Genomic DNA, 16,541 nt, shown 5'->3' on the forward strand with positions numbered 1-16,541 from the left:
CGACACCTGGGACCTGTTGACGTAGCTGCGGTACAGGTCGTGCACCTGCTGGACGTCGAGGGCCTCCGCGGCCCCGACTGTGATCAACTCGGACATCAGTTGCTCCTGATCTTGTCGATGAGGCGTTCGTACGCGTCGAGGCCGGCGTCGACCCCGAAGAGGGCCAGGGCCCGGTCAGACAGTTCGGCGCGCCGTTCCGGCGGGGTGGCGCGCAGGGTTTCGATGGCCGCGACGATCGCGTCGGGGTCCTGAGGCGGGATGAGCAGCCCGAAGCCGGTGAGCTGGATCGGCACCCGGCCGCCGGCCACGTCCGCGGCGATCACGGGCACGCCGGCGATCATGGCTTCGGCCTGGACGATGCCGAAGGACTCGTACAGGCTGGGCAGGGCGAACAGGTCGATCGACGCGTAGAAGTCGTCGATGGCCCGCCCGCGCAGCAGCCCGAGGATCCGGACCCGGCCGTCGTCGCCGGCCGCCGCGCGCACCCGGTCGATCACGCTGCCGCCGGCGATGTTCTCGTAGTCCCCGGCGATCAGCAGCCGCGCGTCGGGGTCCGGCAGCCGACGGAACGCCGTGACCAGGTACTCGATCCCCTTCTCCTCGGCGACCCTGCCCATGAACCCGACATGCAGCCCCCCGGTCTCCCGCAGCGACGGCGCGCCGCCCCGCCGGTCCACACTGGGCGCGGGGATCGCGTGCCAGCCGGAGCGTTGCAGCGCCGGCAGGATCCGCGAGTGGCGCGCCTGGTCGTCGCTGTTGACCACGACGGCCGCCGAGCGGCGCAGCGCGATCCGGGCGGACAGGTCGGTGGCGGCCGACGCGGCCGAGGACACCAGGCCGTCGGGGAGCCACAGGTCCAGGTGGTAGGTGGTGAGGATCGGGGTCCGGCCCACCAGGTGCGAGATCGCACCTGCCTCCAGCATCGGCAGGTGCAGGTGCACCACCTCGGACTCGCGGACGATCCGGGCGGCGAGGGTGGGGAACCCGGCGCTGATCAGGCCCCGGCTGATCCCGAAGCTGACCGGGGCGCGGAAGACGTGCACGCCGCTGATCACCTCGTGCCGGGGCAGGGCGGGGTCGTGCCGCTGGCAGACGACGGCCACCCGGCGGCCCCGGGCGGCGAAGCCCTCGGCGAGCAGCCGGGCGGCCTCGGTCAGGCCGCTGACGTAGGGGGCGTAGTAGTTCAGGACGACGGCGAGGTCAAACCGCTTCGACGACACGGGTACTCCTTTCTCAGGTATTGGCGAGGCGGGCCCAGCCCAGGGCGGTCAGGGACGTCAGCACCTCGCACAGCACGCAGACCAGGCGGCTGGCGACGGCGACCACCCCGGCGACGGACCACGGCACGACAGTGGCGAGGGCCGCCATCAGCACGAGTTCGCGCACCCCCCAGCCGTCCGGGAGGATCAGGGCGAGGCTGCCGGCGACCGTCGCCAGCGCGAACGCCCCGACCCCGACCGGCAGCCCGGCGACCGGGTCCGCGCCGCACAGCAGGAGCAGCGCCCACAGGTGCAGCCCGGACACCAGCCAGGAGACCGTGGCGACCACCAACGCCTTCCGGGTACCGGGTGCCGGCGCCGGCTCCTCGCGCCGCAGCAGCCGGGCCGCCCGGACCAGCGCCCCGTGCAGGATCCCCGGCCGGACCACACAGGCCACGACCAGCGCGGCGGGCCCGAGCAGCCAGAACGCGTGCCGGCCCAGGACGGCCGGCCCGACGAGCAGTCCGACGGCGGCCCCGGTCAGGGTGGTGACCCCGAGGCTGACGACGTACGCGCCGACCATCCGGGACGCCGGCACGCCGAGGCGTCTTCCGAGCCCGACGTGGGTGAGGACGCCCCACACCCGGCCGGGCACGTACTTGCTCAACTGCCCGAGGAAGAAGATCCGCGCGCCGGCCGCCGGCCCGATCCGGTCGGCGAGCAGGGCCCGCCAGGAGGCCATCCCGAGCACGAGGCCGGCGATGTTCGCGGCGCACGCGGCGAGCAGCAGCGGGGCGGCCCCGGGCCGGCCGAACAGGTCGAGCACCCGGGGGCCGTCCTCGCGCAGCGCCGACCAGAGCGCGAACCCGACCGCGCCGAGCACGACGACGGTGACGCCCGCCCGCAGCACCCGGCCCCACGCCCCACGGCCTTCCGCGACCGTGTTCCGCGCGGGACCCGCCGCATCCTGGCCGGTCATGACCGCACCGGGGTCGGGCTCGGCTTCGGCGCGGCCCACCGGACCGCCCCGACCACGGCCCCCGCGACCAGGGCCACATGGGTGAGCAGGTGCAAAACGAGGAAGAACCCCAGGAACAGTGGCCCCTTCCGCCCGGCGACGAACCGGGCGAGCCCCACGTCGGCGAGCACGAACAACGCCACGAATCCCAGCGGCACCGCCCAGAACCCCGTGCCCGCCAACGGCAGCGTGACCAGGGCCATCCCGACGGCGAGAATCCCCAGCGGACGGTTGGCCTTCAGCCCGGCGGAACGCTGCCGGCGGGCGGCCAGGACGGTCGGCACGAGCTGCTGGGAGCGGCGGAACTGCTCGCGCAGCAGCGGGCCCAGCCGGTCCTCGTCGTCGTGGTAGGCGACGACCCGGTCGGTGAGCAGGATCCGGTACCGGGCGGCGAGCCGCTCGCTGTACTCCAGGTCCTCCGAGTCGCGCAGCCGCTCGTCGAACGGCCCGACCTCGTCGAACACGGCGCGCGGCACGGCGGCCTGGGCGAAGAAGGCTGTGGCCGTCTCCCCCACGCCCCGGGCCCGCCAGAAGTGCGAGTGCAGCACCTTGTAGTGCTCCACCAGGCCGTCCTCGACGAGTGGCGTGTCGGCGAGGATGCCGTGCACGCAGCCCAGGCCGGGGTCGGCGTCGAGAAACGCGACGGCGTTGGCCAGCGCGTCGGGGGCCAGGGCCTCGTCGGAGTCGAGGAAGAACAGCACCTCGCCGGAACTGGCGGCCACCCCCCGGTTCCGGGCGGCGGACACGCCCTGGTTGCCGGGGCTCTCCAGCAGCGTGCACGGGTAGCGGCCGATGACGTCCCGCGAGCCGTCCGTACTGCCGTCGTCCACCACGATCACCTCGGCGGGCGGGTGGGTCTGGGCGTACACCGAGTCCAGGCACAGCGCGAGGGTCTTCGCGTAGTTGTAGTTCGGGATCACCACCGAAACGGTCTTCACGCGGCACAGTGGATGCCCCGCCGCTATCGGCCCGTTATCGCGGCACTGTCGGACGAACCGAGGGTGGTCGGCCGGGGCCCCGATGTGGAACTGTGCAGGGACACGACATGGACGTCGCGAGATGGGAGTGCGCGGATGGCCCTCGCCAAGAGTGATCGCAGTTGGATTTCCGGCCTCGCGGGGGAAGGCATCGTCACCCTCGGTGACCCCCGTCTGAAGGCCCAGACCGTCGGGGTCGCCGACGTGGACGACGTGGCCGAACTGCTCACGATCCTGGTGGAGCGGCTGCGGTCCCTCAACGGGGCCGGGCTGTCCGCGCCACAGATCGGGGCGTCGGTGAAGGTCACCGTCGTGGAGGTCCGCAAGACCGACGTGTTCCCGGACCGGCCGGAGTTTCCCTTGCTCCAGATGGTCAACCCGGTGATCGTGGCCCGCTCCCAGACCAGCATCACGGACTGGGAGGGCTGCTTCGTCGTCCCCGGGCTGATGGGTCTGGTGCCGCGCGCGGAGACCGTGACCGTGGAGTACGTCTCCCCGGAGGGCGAGCGGGTCGCGAGCGAGTTCTCCGGGTACGTGGCCCGGGTGATCCAGCACGAGCTCGACCACCTCGACGGGGTCGAGTTCCTCAGTCGGATGCCGTCGCTGGAGACCCTGACGACGGTGCAGAACTTCGTGGACTTCCACCGGGGCAAGCAGGAGTGAGCAGGACGACGCCGGCCCGCAGCCACGTGGGGTGCAGCCGCGCCGGGTAGCCGAGCACGACCAGGTCGGCGCCCAGCACCGCCTCGCGGGCACTGTCGGCGACGCACACCCCGACGCCGAGGCGGCGCAGGGTGCCGGCGAGGTCGGGGGGCAGGGTCGGCGTACCCGTCGAGGGGTCGAACCACGCGACGTGGGTGAGCGACGGCAGCCCCCTGGCCAGGGCCCGGACCTGGGTCGCGGCGTCGGCGACCTGGCCGAGGACGCCGGCCGTGAGCACGCCGGGGGGCAGCAGGACGCGGGCCGCCGCGACGAGGGACCACGCGTCGGGCATGGGGTGAGACCTCCGGGGGCACGGGGGACGGCGATCCTCGCAGGCGCCGCTATCGGCCCGGTATCCCCGCCGGTGAAAGCGCGACGATAGTGAGTCGATGGTCCCGGGTTGTGCACTGTGTCCGTTCCGTTGACACAGGCATGAGGGAGATCCGATGTTCCGCGAAGAGACGCACTGGGGCAGCGCGCCGAGGCTGCGGGGCGGGCGGTGAGGCGCCGCGCGCTGCTGGCCGCCGGGCTGGCCGTCACCCTACTCGGCGTCGCGGCCTGCGGCGACGCGGGTTCCGGCGGGAGCAAGGGGGACGGTGGGACGCTGAAGGTCTGGTTCCAGGAGGACTCGGTCCCCGACAAGATCATGAAGGACCTGAACGACGAGTTCGAGAAGAAGCACGGCGTGAAGGTCAAGTACGAGATGCAGTACTGGACCGGCATCCAGCAGAAGCTCACCAAGTCGTTCGCGGACGGCACCGGGCCGGACGTGTTCGAGACCGGCAACACCCAGAACGCGGCGTTCGCCAAGGCCGGGGCCCTGACGGACCTGACAGACAAGGTCGCCGACCTGGGCGGACAGGACTGGCTGCCGGGGCTCGCGGAGTCGGGCAGGTGGGACGGCAAGCAGTACGGCGTGCCGTTCTACGCCTCGAACCGGGTCGTGGTGTACCGCAAGGACATGTTCGACAAGGCCGGCGTGACCCCGCCGAAAACCCAGGACGAGTGGCTGGCCGTCGCGAGGAAGCTCCAGGACACCTTCGGCGCGGCCGACCCGGCCTTCCAGCCGCTGCTGCTGCCCGGTTCCTACTGGTTCGCGCTGGCCGGTTTCGTCTGGGACCAGGGCGGCGAGCTGGCGGTGCGGGGCCCCTCCGGTGCGTGGAAGGGCTCCCTGGACACCCCGCAGGCCAAGGCCGGCATGCGGTACTACCAGGACCTGTTCCGGTACTCGAAGCTCGCCCCGGACAGCACCGAGGACCACCCGCGCAGCTCGGACGTGTTCGCGCAGGGCAAGACGGCGATGATGCTGTCACTGCCGCTGTACTACAAGGAGTCCATCGCCGCCGACCCGTCCCTGGACGGCAGGATCGGGGTGTTCCCGATCCCGGGCCGCACCGCCGAGAAGACCAGCTCGGTCTTCGTCGGCGGCTCGAACATCGCGGTGCCGAAGAGCTCGAAGAACCAGGCCCTGGCGTACGAGTACGTGAAGCTGATCACCGGGGAGAAGTGGCAGACCCGGCTCGTCCAGTCGGCCGGCAACTGGTACGTGCCCAACAAGGTGTCCCTCGGCGCGGCCGTCGCGAACGATCCCGTGATGAACATCGTGGTGGCCGCCGCCAAGCTCGGGAAGGTGCCGCCGACCGATCCGCGCTGGGCCGCCGTGGAGGAGGAGCCGCAGATCATCCGGCAGTACATGATCGGGGTGCTCAAGGGCGGCGACATCGACGCGCTAGCGGCGGAGGCGAGCGCGGAGATCACCCGGCGGATGAAGGAGTAGCGGGCGCGGCGGAGCGGGGTGGCCCGGCGGGGCGGGGCGGCTCTGCGGAGCGGGCCGGCCCGCCAGTCGGGACCGGACCCGCTCCGCCTCCGCCGAGTCCACTCCGGACAGCAGCTCCACGACCTCGTCGTAGCTGCGTTCCGAGGAGGCCAGGTCACCCGCTCCGGCGTACACCTCGCCCATGGACAGCAGGCTGCGGGCCTCCCAGATCACGGCCGGGATCGCCCGGAACAGCTCCCTGGCCTCGGCGAGCCGCTCGATGGCCGGCTCGTGCCGGAACTGCCGGGCCTCCAGCTCGCCCAGCGCGTGCAGCACCCGGCCGACGACGAGCCGCTCGTCCACGGCCTCGGCGATCAGCCGGGCCTGGGACAGCGAGGCCTCGGCCTGCTCGTACCGGCCCTCGCGGCTGCGGACCATGCCCAGCCCGTACAGCGCGTACGCCTCCCCGATCCGGTCCCCGGCGTGCCGGACGATCCGCAGCACCCAGTGGAAGTCCTGCGCCGCCCGGTCCAGGTCCCCGAGGAACAGGGCCACCTCGCCGAGCCGGTGGCGCACCTGGGCCTCGACCCGGCGGCTGCCCACGTCCCGGCAGATCGCCAGCGACTCCTCGAGGAGGTCCCTGGCGGCCTCGGGCTCACCGGCGTCGAGCCGCATCCCGGCCATGTTGCTCAGCACGTGCGCCTGGCCGATCAGGTCCCCGGCCGCGCGCAGGCCGGCGAGCGCGTCGGCGTACCGGGCGCCGGCCGCCTCCGGCTGGCTGCGCATCCGGTCCAGATAGGCCAGGTTGCGCAAAACGAGTGCTCTACCGTGCGTGTCGCCGCACTCCTCGAAGGTGCGCAGCGCCCCGCCGATCAGGGTGTCCGCGTCGGCGAAGTCGCGCTGGAACACGTGCAGCGCGCCCAGGGTGTGCAGCATCGCCGCCGCCCCGCGCCGCTCCCCGACCGCCCGGCACGCCGCCAGGGCCCCCTCCGCGCACTCCCGCCAGTCGTCGAAGTAGCTCTTCGCCTCGAACAGAGTCACCGACGTCATCGCCAGGTCCCAGGCCAGGTCGGCCCAGCCGTGCGCGCAGGACTGCCGGACCGCGCAGACCAGCCCGGCCCGCTCCGCGTCGAACCACGCCACCGGGTCGGCCAGCAGGTCGTCGGCCGTGGCCGCCGGCAGGGACCAGCGGGGCGCCGGGCCGTGCAGGACGGTGTAGTCGCCGCCGTACTCGCGCCGGTGCGCGCTCTCGGCCAGGCCCAGCCACGCGCCGAACGCCCGGCCCAGCACCTCGTCCACCGGCTCCTCGGCCAGGGCGCGCTCGCGGGCGAAGACCCGGATCAGGTCGTGGAACCGGTACCGCGCCCCGCCGACCACCTCCAACAACTGTGCGTCGACCAGGAGTTCGAGCAGGTCCTCGGCCTCCTCGACGCCGATGTCCAGCAGGGCGGCGCCGACCCAGCCGGCCACGTCCGGCGCGTCGAGCAGGGCGAGCCGGCGCAGCAGCCGCTGGGCCGGCGGGGTCAGGCCCTCGTAGCTCAGCGAGATGCTGGCCCGGATGCCCAGGCTGCCGTGTTCCAGCTCGTCGAGCCGGCGGGTCTCGTCGCGCAGCCGGTCGAGGAGCCGGCCGATCCGCCAGTGCGGCCTCGACGCCAGCCGGGCGCCGGCGATCCGCAGCGCCAGCGGCAGGCCGCCGCACAGTTCGACCAGGGCCGCGGCGGCGCGCGGCTCGGCGGCGACCCGTTCGACGCCCACGATCCGGGCCAGCATGCCCAGGGCGGTGTCGCGGTCGAGCACCCCGAGGGCGAGGTGCCGGGCCCCGGGCAGCCCGGCGAGCCGGCCCCGGGCCGTGACGAGCACCGCCGCGCTCGCCGAGCCCGGCAGCAGCGGCATGACCTGCTCCTCGCTGGCCGCGTCGTCGAGCACGATCAGGATCCGACGGCCGGCGACCTTCGTCCGGTACAGCTCGGCCCGCTCGGCCAGCCCGTCCGGCACGGCCGGCCCCGGCACCCCGAGGGCGCGCAGGAACCGGGCCAGGATCTCCGCCGGCCCGACCGGGGCGCACACCCCGCGCAGGTCGGCGTACAGCTGGCCGTCCGGGAAGTCCGCCTGGGCCCGGTGCGCGAGGTGCACGGCCAGCGCGGACTTGCCGACCCCGCCCGGGCCGGTGATCGCCAGCACGGGCACGGCCGGCGCGCCGGCCCCGGACAGCACGTCGGCGGCCAGCCCGATGCTCCGGGACCGGCCGAGGAAGTCCGCGATGTCCGACGGCAGCTGGCGCGGGGCGGCGGACGGCCCGGGGAGCGCGACCACGGCCCTGGCCACGGCCGGCGGGTCGAGGGCCGGGTCGGCGGACAGGATGGCGTGTTCGAGCCGGCGCAACTCCTCGCCCGGCTCGATGCCCAGCTCCTCGACGAACACCGCCCGGGCCCGGCGGAACGCCTCGAGGGCCTCGGCGGGGCGGCCGGTGCGGTACAGCGCCGTCATCAGGTGGGCGTGCGGGCGCTCGCGGAGCGGCTCGGCGGCCACCAGCTCGAACAGCTCCCCCACCAGCTCGTCGTGCCGGCCGAGGGCCAGGTCGAGCCGGATCCGCTCCTCGGTCGCCGTCAGCCGGCTCTCCTCCAGCCGGGTGGTGGCGGTGCGCAGCAGCCGGCCGTCGACCCCGGCGAGCGCCGGCCCGCGCCACAGGGCCAGGCCCGCGCGGAGCCGGTCGGCGGCCTCGGCCGGCCGGTCGGCGTCGGCGAGCATCCGGGCCACGGCGAGGGACTCCTCGAAGACGTGCGCGTCGAGCTGCTGGTCGCCAATCGCCAGGACGTAGCCGGGCGGGCGGGTGCCGATCGCGTCGGGCAGGCCGAGCGCGCGGCGCAGGGCGGAGACGCAGATCTGCACCTGGCCCCGGGCCGTGGACGGCGGGTGCTCGTCCCACACCGCGTCGACGAGCCGGTCGACGGGGACGACCCGGTTGGCCTCCAGCGCCAGCATGGCCAGGATGACCTGCGGACGGCGCCCGCCGAGGGGCACCGGCACGCCCCCGACCAGGACTTCCAGTGGTCCCAGGACGCGTACCTGCAACGTGCTCCCCCGCTCCCCCGACATCATGGACCTGGCGGCAGGAAACACCCACGACCATGATCCATAACGCGTAGCCTAACCAATCGGAGGTAGGCAGCAATAGCCCCCAGTTAAGTTTGTTCAGAGATTCCGGGGAAACTGCTCCCGCACAGCCCGGTCCCGCCATCCGCGTTGACGTGCTCGACCGCCTCGCGGAGCGCGTCGACCACCCGGAGCACGTCCGGGTCCCGGGTCCGGGTCGTGGTGACGAACACGTCCAGGGTCAACCGGTGCTCCACTCCGGCCTCGTCGCGGTGGCACAACGGCACCCAGCGGAACTTGTCGGCGTTGCGTCCCGCGAACTCCCGCCCCGGCTTGTAGGCCAGCGCCACGTCGGAGGGCACCACGACCACCCTGCTCCGCCGGGTCGGCCGGCGGTGCTCGTTGCGGATCCGCATCACGCTGGTCGCGCTCTCGTAGGTTTCGGTCAGCACCCTCGTGCCGGGCCCCGGGTCGGGGATGTCCCACCGCCGGATGCTGTCCTCCAACAGCCGGCGGGACCGCATGTCGGGCGGCGGGGCGAGCATCTGGTGCTCGGTGACCAGCTCGGTGAGGGTCATCGCCGCGTGCGGGTAGCCGACCGGCACCATCGCCTCCAGCTGCGCCGTGTACAGCCGGGTCGACACACAGGCCGGGTCGCGCACGTCCGGGCCGACGACCCAGTGGTAGCGGCGGTCGCGGAGCCGGCTGACCGCGTTCTCGTGGAAGCCGGAGTCGCCCCGGCTGGCCTGGTCGAGGTAGACCACCTGCACACCGAACCCGTGCTCCTCGAGCAGCACGTCCTCGGCCCGGGCGACGAAACTCGTGTGGTGCGGCAGACAGGCCAGCGTGCGGGGCCTGCCGGGCGCGGACCCCCCACCCCGCATGATCTGGTACTCCGCGACCACGGTCCGCGCCGACTCCAGGAACCGCTGCCCCTCCTCGGTCAGGCACAGCAGCTTCTGCGGCCCCTCCCGGGTGAACAGCCGCGCGTCGCGCCACTCCTCGATCCGCGCCACGGTGCGGCTGACGGTCTGCCGCCGCACGGTCCGCCCGGTCTCCGCGTGCAGCGCCTCGGTGGCCTTCATGACCCCCCGCTGCTCGGCGACGGCGATGAACTGCCGGCACTCCCACTCGTCCGGTGCGCTGTCGTCACTGCTCGCCACGAACGCAGCGTAGGCGCGGGCCGGCCGCGACCGACAGTCGTCGCGCAGAAGGCGACAGGTTTCGTGTCCTCAAAGGACGCCCGGGCCAGTGGTTACCCAGAGCTATGTGATTTGGGTCACTCATCAGGTTCGGGCTTCACCCACTGTGGTTGCGAGTGTCCTGTGTGCCCCGTTGGGAACCCGAGATTCACTCAGAGTGAACAGAAGCTGCGGCAAACGCATCATCAAGGCACCTAACAGTTACCCACGGCCACCGCGCGTACGTTGCCCGACCGGCCGGAGTGGGACTACACATCAAGCCCCGGCAGAAACGGGAGTGGTCGGGTCCGACGCAACCGGACCCGACCACGGAAGACCACGGAGCCCAACGGAGGAGCCCCGATGTCCGACACCAAAGCTACGCCGCCCGCCGAGTGGCACCTAGCCCTCCCCGTCCGATTCGGCCTCGACAAGGGTTCGACACGGGTCAGCCTCGCCGTGCACCGGCCGAGCCTGCACTCCCTGATGTACTTCGCAGCCCTTGCCAACGCCGCGCGCGCGTACCTCCCCGCGCACCACCCCGGTGCCGGCCCCGCGATCCTGGTCGCCGTGTACTGCGGCTGCGCGGCGCTGGCCCTCCTCTCGGCCACCGTGGTCAGCCGGTTGTCGACCGGCGAGCGCGCCTCGCGGCTGTGCGCCACCGCGATCGGCCTGACCGAGGTGTGGCTCGCGGCCACGCCGGGCGGGCGGGCGCAGTCGCTCGTCCCGGTGTACGCCGCCGGGGTGGTGCTGGTGGTGACGGTGCTCGGCGAGATCGCGTTCCGGCTCTCGGCCCGGGCCGGGCGGGCCAGGGAGTCCGAGCCGGTCGGCGCCACGACAGCACCCACCTCCGCCGGGGCCGAGCCCGCACCCGGCCCGGTGCCGGACATGCCGGAGGCGGGGGCCGCGCCGGTGGACGCCGTGGCCTCGGCGGTGCGGCTGCTCGCCGAGGTCGAGGACGTCGCCCGGCACGCCGACCGGGCCGGACTGTGCTACCTCGTGCACCGCGCGGGCGCGCTCGCCGGCACCCTGGCCGTCGCGGCCAGTACCGCCGACCCCGACCCGCTCCGGTGGCGCGAGGTTTCTTAGCCGGCTCCTACGATTCTCTTAGACGCCGCACCACGCGGTCGGCGATGCTGTGAGCGGGGGTGGGCGGGTGCGGATTCTGGTGGTCGACGACGACGCGGCGGTGCGCGACTCGTTGTCGCGCAGCCTGCGCTTCGAGGGGTACGAGGTCACCACGGCCGAGGACGGCCACCGCGCCCTGGAGCTGGTCCGCGGCGGCGAACCCGACGCCGTGGTGCTCGACGTGATGATGCCGCGCCTCGACGGCCTGGAGACCTGCCGGACCCTGCGCGCCGAAGGCCTGCTGCTGCCGGTGCTGATGCTCACCGCCCGGCACAGCGTGGGCGACCGGGTCGCCGGCCTCGACGCGGGGGCCGACGACTACCTGGTCAAGCCGTTCGCGCTCCAGGAGCTGCTGGCCCGGCTGCGGGCCCTGCTCCGGCGCACCCTGCACGCCGGGGCCGCGCCCGACACCGGCGAGGGCGAGCTGCGGTTCGCCGGGCTGACCCTGGACCCGGCGACCCGGGAGGTGCGCCGGGCCGGCCGGCTGGTCCGGCTGACCCGCACCGAGTTCTCGATCCTGGAGGCGTTCCTGCGCCACCCGCGCCAGGTCCTGACCCGCCAGGCCCTGTTCGAGCAGGTCTGGGGGTACGACTTCGGCGAGTCCTCCAACAGCCTGCACGTCTACCTCGGCTACCTGCGCCGCAAGCTCGAGTCCGACGGCGAGCCCCGCCTCCTGCACACGGTCCGCGGCGTCGGCTACGTGCTCCGGGAACAGCCGCTGTGAACCGGTGGCGCCGCCTCACCCTGCGGTCCCGGCTGTCCCTGCTGGCCGCGGCGGCGGTGGCCGTGGCCGTCGTCGGGGTCAGCGCCGGGGCCTGGCTCGTCGTCCGCGCGGAGCTGTACCGGCAGCTCGACGTCCAGCTCGACACCGACGCGCGCACCATCGCCGCCCAGCCGGACCGGTGGCGCGACGCCGTGCCGCCCCGGCTGCCCGACGAGAACTACGGCCGGGGCCCCGGGCCGGGCGGCCCCCGGCACTTCGAGCACGACATCGGGCCCCGCTGGCAGCTCCTCGACCCGACCGGCACCCCGTACGGCGCGGGCACCGGCCCCGGGCTGCTGCCCGTCCTGCCGGTCACCCCGGCCGCGCGGGCCGTCGCCGGCGGGGACAGGCGCGACGCCCGGGAGAGGATCGGGATCGGCTGGAGCGACTACCGGATGCTCACCGTCCCCGCCGCCGGCGGCGGCGCGGTGCAGGTGGCCGTCGCGACCGACCCGGTGGACCGGACACTCGGCCAACTGGGCCTCCTGCTCGCCGCCGTGGGCCTGGCCGGGATCGTCGGCGCGGCGCTGCTCGGCCGGAGCGTGGCCCGGGCCGGGCTGGCCCCGGTCGAACGGCTCACCCGCGCCGTCGAGCACGTCACGGTCACCAAGGACCTGCAGGCGGCGATCCCCGTCGACGGCGAGGACGAGGTGGCCCGGCTCGCCCGGTCGTTCAACGCGATGCTCGGCGCACTGGACTCGTCCCGGGCCGCGCAGCGGATGCTGGTCGAGGACGCCGGGCACGAGCTGCGTACCCCGCTGACCAGCCTGCGGACCAATATCGAGCTGCTGGTCCGCGCCGAGGCCACCCCGGGGCGGACCCTGTCGGCCGAGGACAGGTCCCGGCTGCTGGGCGACCTGGAGGTGCAGGTCGTCGAGCTGACCCAGCTGACGAACGAGCTGGTGGAGTTGGCGCGGGAGGACCCGGGACCGGTACCCGTCGAGGCCGTTGATCTGTCGGAGGTCGTGGCCTCGGCCGTCGAACGGGTCCGGACCCGGGGCGCCGGGATCGTCTTCGACACCCGCCTGGCGGCCGTGACCGTCGCCGGCCGGCCGGCGGCCCTGGAACGCCTGGTCCTCAACCTGCTGGACAACGCGGCCAAGTGGAGCCCCGCCGGCGGGACCGTGGACGTCCGGCTGACCGGCACCGGCGCGGCCGCCACCCTGACCGTCGCGGACCGGGGCCCCGGCATCGACGACGAGGACCTGCCCCGGGTGTTCGAACGGTTCTACCGGGCGCTGTCGGCCCGGTCGATGCCCGGTTCCGGGCTGGGCCTGGCGATCGTGGCGCAGGCCGTGGAGCAGCACGGCGGGACGGTGACCGCCGGGCGGGCGGCGACGGGCGGCGCGCTGCTGACCGTGACCCTGCCGGTGAGCGGACCCGAGGCGGGGCCGGGCGGCGGCTCTGGCGCGAGCCCGTGGGCGGGGCCGGGTGGCGGCACCGGCGGCGGTCAGGACTCATCGGAAGTTCTTAGAAAGCCGGTCGGCGGCCCTTAGACGACGGCGTCAGGGTGGAAGCATGACGACAGAGCCCGACAACCAGCCCACCACGGCACTGCCGGCCGAGCCCGCGCCGGCGGCCGAGTCCCCAGCTCCCCCGGCTCCCGCGCCGGTCCCCGCGGCTCCCCGGCGTCGGCCCTCCGGCAAGACGATCGGCGCCCTGATCGGCGCGTTCCTGCTCGGCGCGTGCCTGTGCGGGGCTGCCGGCCTGGCCATCGGCGCGGCCGTGGGCCACCACGGCGGACCCGGGCACGGCGGGTACAGCCGGATGGACGACCGCCGCGAGCACAACCGCGACCAGAACCAGAACCAGCGCGGCGGCGAGGACCGGCAGCGCGGGCCGCGCGGCGGCGACGGTCGGGGCGTCCCGGCACCGCCGCCCCAGAACCGTCCGGCGACGCCCGCCCCGTCACCGACGTCCTGACACCGGCCGGCACCCACGCCGCTCCCGGAGAGCGTGGCCGGCACGGAGCGCACGCGAACGGGGGCCGGCCCGGTAGGGCCGACCCCCGCACGTCATCCGTCGACTAGGACACCGTGAGAGCGGTGTCGTCGATGACGAAGGACGTCTGCAGCGAGGAGTCCTCGGTGCCGCTGAACTTCAGCGTGACCGTCTGGCCGGCGAAGGCCGCGACGTTGAAGGAGCGCAGCGTGTACCCGGCGGGGTTGAGGTTCGAGTACGTCGCCAGGGTGGTGCTGCCGACCGTCACGGTCAGCTTGTCGTACTGCACCGTGGTGGTGGTCTCCGCCGTGCTGATCTTCAGGTAGAACGACAGGGTGTAGGTGCTGCACCCGGCCGGGATGGAGATCGACTGCGACAGGGTGTCGGTGTGCGTCGAGCCGTAGCCGTCGAGCCACGCGCTCTGGGTGCCGGTCCGCGGCGAACCGTTACCGGTGTTCGCCCCGATGACGCCCGACGTGGCGGTCCACGACGCCGAGCCCGACTCGAAGCCCGGGTTCAGGATCTTCTGGCCCGGGCTGGTGCAGCCGCCCGTGCCGTTGACCGTCAGGGTGTAGGTCGTGGAGTGCGCGACCGAGCCCGTGCCGGTGATCGTGACCGTGTACGTGCCGGCGGCCGTGGAGCCCGCCGTCGCGATCGTCAGGGTCGACGAGTTGCCCGAGGTCACCGACGAGGGGCTGAACGACGCGGTCGCCCCGGCCGGCAGGCCGGACGCGGACAGCGCGACGGTCTGCGCCGAGCCGGACGTGGTGGCGGTGCCGACCGTGGTGGTGGTCGAGCCGCCGGCCGTGACCGTGCCGGAGTTCGGGCTCACCGAGACCGAGAAGTCGTTGGTCGGGGTGGTGCCGTTGACCGTCAGGCTGTAGGTCGCGGTGTGCGTGGCCGTACCGGCGCCCGTCACCGTGATGGTGTAGGTGCCGGCGGCGGCCGTCGCGCTGGCCGCGACGGTCATCGTCGAGGAGTTGCCCGAGGTGACCGAGGAGGGGCTGAAGCTCACGGTCACGCCGGACGGCGCGCCGCTCGCGGTCAGGTTCACGGTCTGGGCGGAGCCCGACGTGGTGGTGGTGCTGACCGTCGAGGTGACCGACGCGCCCTGGTTGACCGAACCCGAGGTCGGGCTCAGCGCCATGGAGAAGTCGTTGGTCGGCGTGCTGGTGCACGTCGGGTCGGCGGTCTGGGCCGGAACGCTGATCGCGTCCCACGCGGCCTTGGTCTTGTTGAACAGACCACAGGTCGAGTCGAGGTTCTTCGCGGCGGTCAGGGTGCCGGTCCGGTACTTCTTGTACGTCTGGCTCGACGTCTTCGTCAGCATCGCGCCGTAGAAGATCTTGCCGGCGTTCTGGATGCCCATGCCCGTCAGCGTGGTGCTGTTGCAGGTCGGGCTGACCGGGCCACCGGCCGGGTTGGTGCCCTCGGCCATCAGGTAGAACCAGTGGTTCAGCGGGCCGGCGGCGGCGTGCACCTCGGTGCTCGGGATCGAGGACGAGTAGCAGTTCGGGTCGCCGTCGACGAGCGAGGGGTTGTACATGTTGCGGATCGGGCCGGTGCCGACGAGGTTGATCTCCTCGCCGACCAGGTAGTCCGGCTCGTCGTAGGCGGCGGGCTCGTTGGTGTAGGCCTCGGTCAGCGCGCCGAAGATGTCACCGGTGCCCTCGCCCAGACCGGCCTCGGAGCCGGCGCCACCGGGGGTGAACTGGTCGATGCCGTGGCCGAACTCGTGGCCGACGACGTCCATCGAGGAGATCCAGTCGTTGGCGTTGTTGTGGCCGATCGAGATGCTCGAACCGTCCCAGTAGGCGTTGACGTCCGCGAGGCCCACCTTGATGGGCCAACTGCCGCCGGTGCCGTTGTGGCCGTTGCGGCCCAACCAGTTGACCAGCATGTCCCACTCGTGCTGGGCGGCCCACAGGGCGTCCACGCAGCCGGTCTCGATGTTGTTGCCGACGCCGTTGCCCCAGACGTCGTCCGGTCCGGTGAAGACGGTGCCGCTGGCGTTGCCGCAGGACAGGCCGGGGCGGCCCGGGTCGCGCATCGAGTTGGTGCTGCCCGTGGTGGTGGCGATCGTCAGCGGGTTCGGGCCGTTCCACTTGCCGGTGCCCGTGCCATACGTGACGTCGTCGTGCTGCGACAGCACCTTGCCCGTGATCGCGTCGACCCACACGTGCAGGTGGCTCGGGGCGGTCGCGGTCAGGCCGGTCATCGTGGTCTCCCACGCCAGGCGCGGGTTGTCCTCGCGGATCAGGACCACGAGCCGGCTGGAGTCCACCCGGTCCACGCTGGCCAGCTGGCCGCGCGAGGTGGCCTCAGCGGCCGACGCCGTGACCGCCGGGGCGACCGGCACGTTGATCTTCGCCGTGGTGGCGGCCACCGTGCTCTTGACGTGCCCTTGGCCGTCGGCGAGCACGACAGCGTCGCCCCCGACGACCGGCAGGCCCCGGTAGGTACGGTCGTAGTCGACCGCGAACAGGCCGTTGACCCACGGCAGCACGTTCTTCTGGGTGTACTGCTCGAACGGGCCCTTGGCGAGGGCGTCGAGACCGCTGGCCGCCGCCTTGTCGGCGGCGGAGACGGCCATGGTCCGGGCGTCACCGAGGTTGCGGTCGGTGGGCGTCGCGGCGGCAGTGGTGGTGGCGGACAGGGTCAGTGCCATTCCCGCGAATACAGCCAGGGTTAACCCGGCCGTCGCTGTTCTGCGTCTCATCTCTGGCTCCCTCTAGGTGAGACCGCGTCTGCGGCACGCCCATGTAACCATCGAGTTATTTCAA

Annotated in this window: 13 protein-coding genes; 6 read left to right on the forward strand and 7 right to left on the reverse strand. The window is 73.3% G+C overall.

The annotated features are described in order from the left end of the window. Positions 1 to 95 precede the first annotated feature (95 nt). From IW245_RS19135 to IW245_RS19145, 3 genes are read right to left on the reverse strand one after another with little or no spacing between them, the layout of a single operon-like run. Positions 96 to 1,220: a glycosyltransferase family 4 protein gene (locus IW245_RS19135; RefSeq protein ID WP_197004540.1), complete on the reverse strand. Its 1,125-nt coding sequence runs from the start codon at positions 1,218 to 1,220 to the stop codon at positions 96 to 98. Positions 1,221 to 1,233: 13 nt separating this feature from the next. Further along, complete coding sequence (locus IW245_RS19140; RefSeq protein WP_197004541.1) at positions 1,234 to 2,178, reverse strand: lysylphosphatidylglycerol synthase domain-containing protein; 945 nt, start codon at positions 2,176 to 2,178, stop codon at positions 1,234 to 1,236. After that, on the reverse strand, positions 2,175 to 3,155 hold the full coding sequence (locus IW245_RS19145) for a glycosyltransferase family 2 protein (RefSeq protein ID WP_233473137.1): 981 nt from the start codon (positions 3,153 to 3,155) through the stop codon (positions 2,175 to 2,177). The genes IW245_RS19140 and IW245_RS19145 overlap by 4 nt, the downstream gene beginning before the upstream one ends. Positions 3,156 to 3,290: 135 nt before the next feature. Between IW245_RS19145 and IW245_RS19150 the strand changes: the two genes are divergently transcribed. Then, the gene (locus IW245_RS19150; protein WP_231398858.1) at positions 3,291 to 3,857 is read left to right on the forward strand and encodes a peptide deformylase; all 567 of its coding nucleotides are present in this window, start codon (positions 3,291 to 3,293) and stop codon (positions 3,855 to 3,857) included. On the opposite strand, the gene IW245_RS19155 is transcribed toward IW245_RS19150, so the two are convergent. After that, entirely contained in the window at positions 3,781 to 4,188 is a 408-nt protein-coding gene (locus IW245_RS19155) for a hypothetical protein (protein WP_197004542.1), read from the reverse strand. The genes IW245_RS19150 and IW245_RS19155 overlap by 77 nt on opposite strands. Positions 4,189 to 4,395: 207 nt before the next feature. Between IW245_RS19155 and IW245_RS19160 the strand changes: the two genes are divergently transcribed. Beyond that, complete coding sequence (locus IW245_RS19160) at positions 4,396 to 5,673, forward strand: extracellular solute-binding protein (protein WP_197004543.1); 1,278 nt, start codon at positions 4,396 to 4,398, stop codon at positions 5,671 to 5,673. On the opposite strand, the gene IW245_RS19165 is transcribed toward IW245_RS19160, so the two are convergent. Together IW245_RS19165 and IW245_RS19170 are read right to left on the reverse strand one after the other, a co-directional pair. Next, positions 5,626 to 8,724, reverse strand: coding sequence for an AfsR/SARP family transcriptional regulator (locus IW245_RS19165; RefSeq protein WP_197004544.1), 3,099 nt, complete (start codon positions 8,722 to 8,724; stop codon positions 5,626 to 5,628). The two genes, IW245_RS19160 and IW245_RS19165, sit on opposite strands and share 48 nt — an antisense overlap. Positions 8,725 to 8,834: 110 nt before the next feature. Then, positions 8,835 to 9,908 (reverse strand): LysR family transcriptional regulator, encoded by a 1,074-nt coding sequence (locus tag IW245_RS19170; protein WP_197004545.1) that lies wholly within the window; start codon positions 9,906 to 9,908, stop codon positions 8,835 to 8,837. Between the two features lie 381 nt (positions 9,909 to 10,289). Between IW245_RS19170 and IW245_RS19175 the strand changes: the two genes are divergently transcribed. The 4 genes from IW245_RS19175 (at position 10,290) to IW245_RS19190 (ending at position 13,740) form a co-directional block, all read left to right on the forward strand. Then, positions 10,290 to 11,015, forward strand: coding sequence for a hypothetical protein (locus IW245_RS19175; protein WP_197004546.1), 726 nt, complete (start codon positions 10,290 to 10,292; stop codon positions 11,013 to 11,015). Between the two features lie 67 nt (positions 11,016 to 11,082). Next, on the forward strand, positions 11,083 to 11,778 hold the full coding sequence (locus IW245_RS19180) for a response regulator transcription factor (RefSeq protein WP_197004547.1): 696 nt from the start codon (positions 11,083 to 11,085) through the stop codon (positions 11,776 to 11,778). Beyond that, the gene (locus IW245_RS19185; protein WP_197004548.1) at positions 11,775 to 13,313 is read left to right on the forward strand and encodes a HAMP domain-containing sensor histidine kinase; all 1,539 of its coding nucleotides are present in this window, start codon (positions 11,775 to 11,777) and stop codon (positions 13,311 to 13,313) included. Before IW245_RS19180 ends, IW245_RS19185 begins: the two co-directional genes overlap by 4 nt. 22 nt (positions 13,314 to 13,335) lie before the next feature. Then, entirely contained in the window at positions 13,336 to 13,740 is a 405-nt protein-coding gene (locus IW245_RS19190; protein WP_197004549.1) for a hypothetical protein, read from the forward strand. A gap of 103 nt (positions 13,741 to 13,843) precedes the next feature. Here the strand turns inward: IW245_RS19190 and IW245_RS19195 are convergent, their stop codons facing one another. After that, the gene (locus IW245_RS19195; protein WP_197004550.1) at positions 13,844 to 16,426 is read right to left on the reverse strand and encodes a M4 family metallopeptidase; all 2,583 of its coding nucleotides are present in this window, start codon (positions 16,424 to 16,426) and stop codon (positions 13,844 to 13,846) included. Between the last annotated feature and the right edge of the window lie 115 nt (positions 16,427 to 16,541).

Source organism: Longispora fulva (assembly GCF_015751905.1).
Taxonomy (GTDB): Bacteria; Actinomycetota; Actinomycetes; order Mycobacteriales; family Micromonosporaceae; genus Longispora; species Longispora fulva.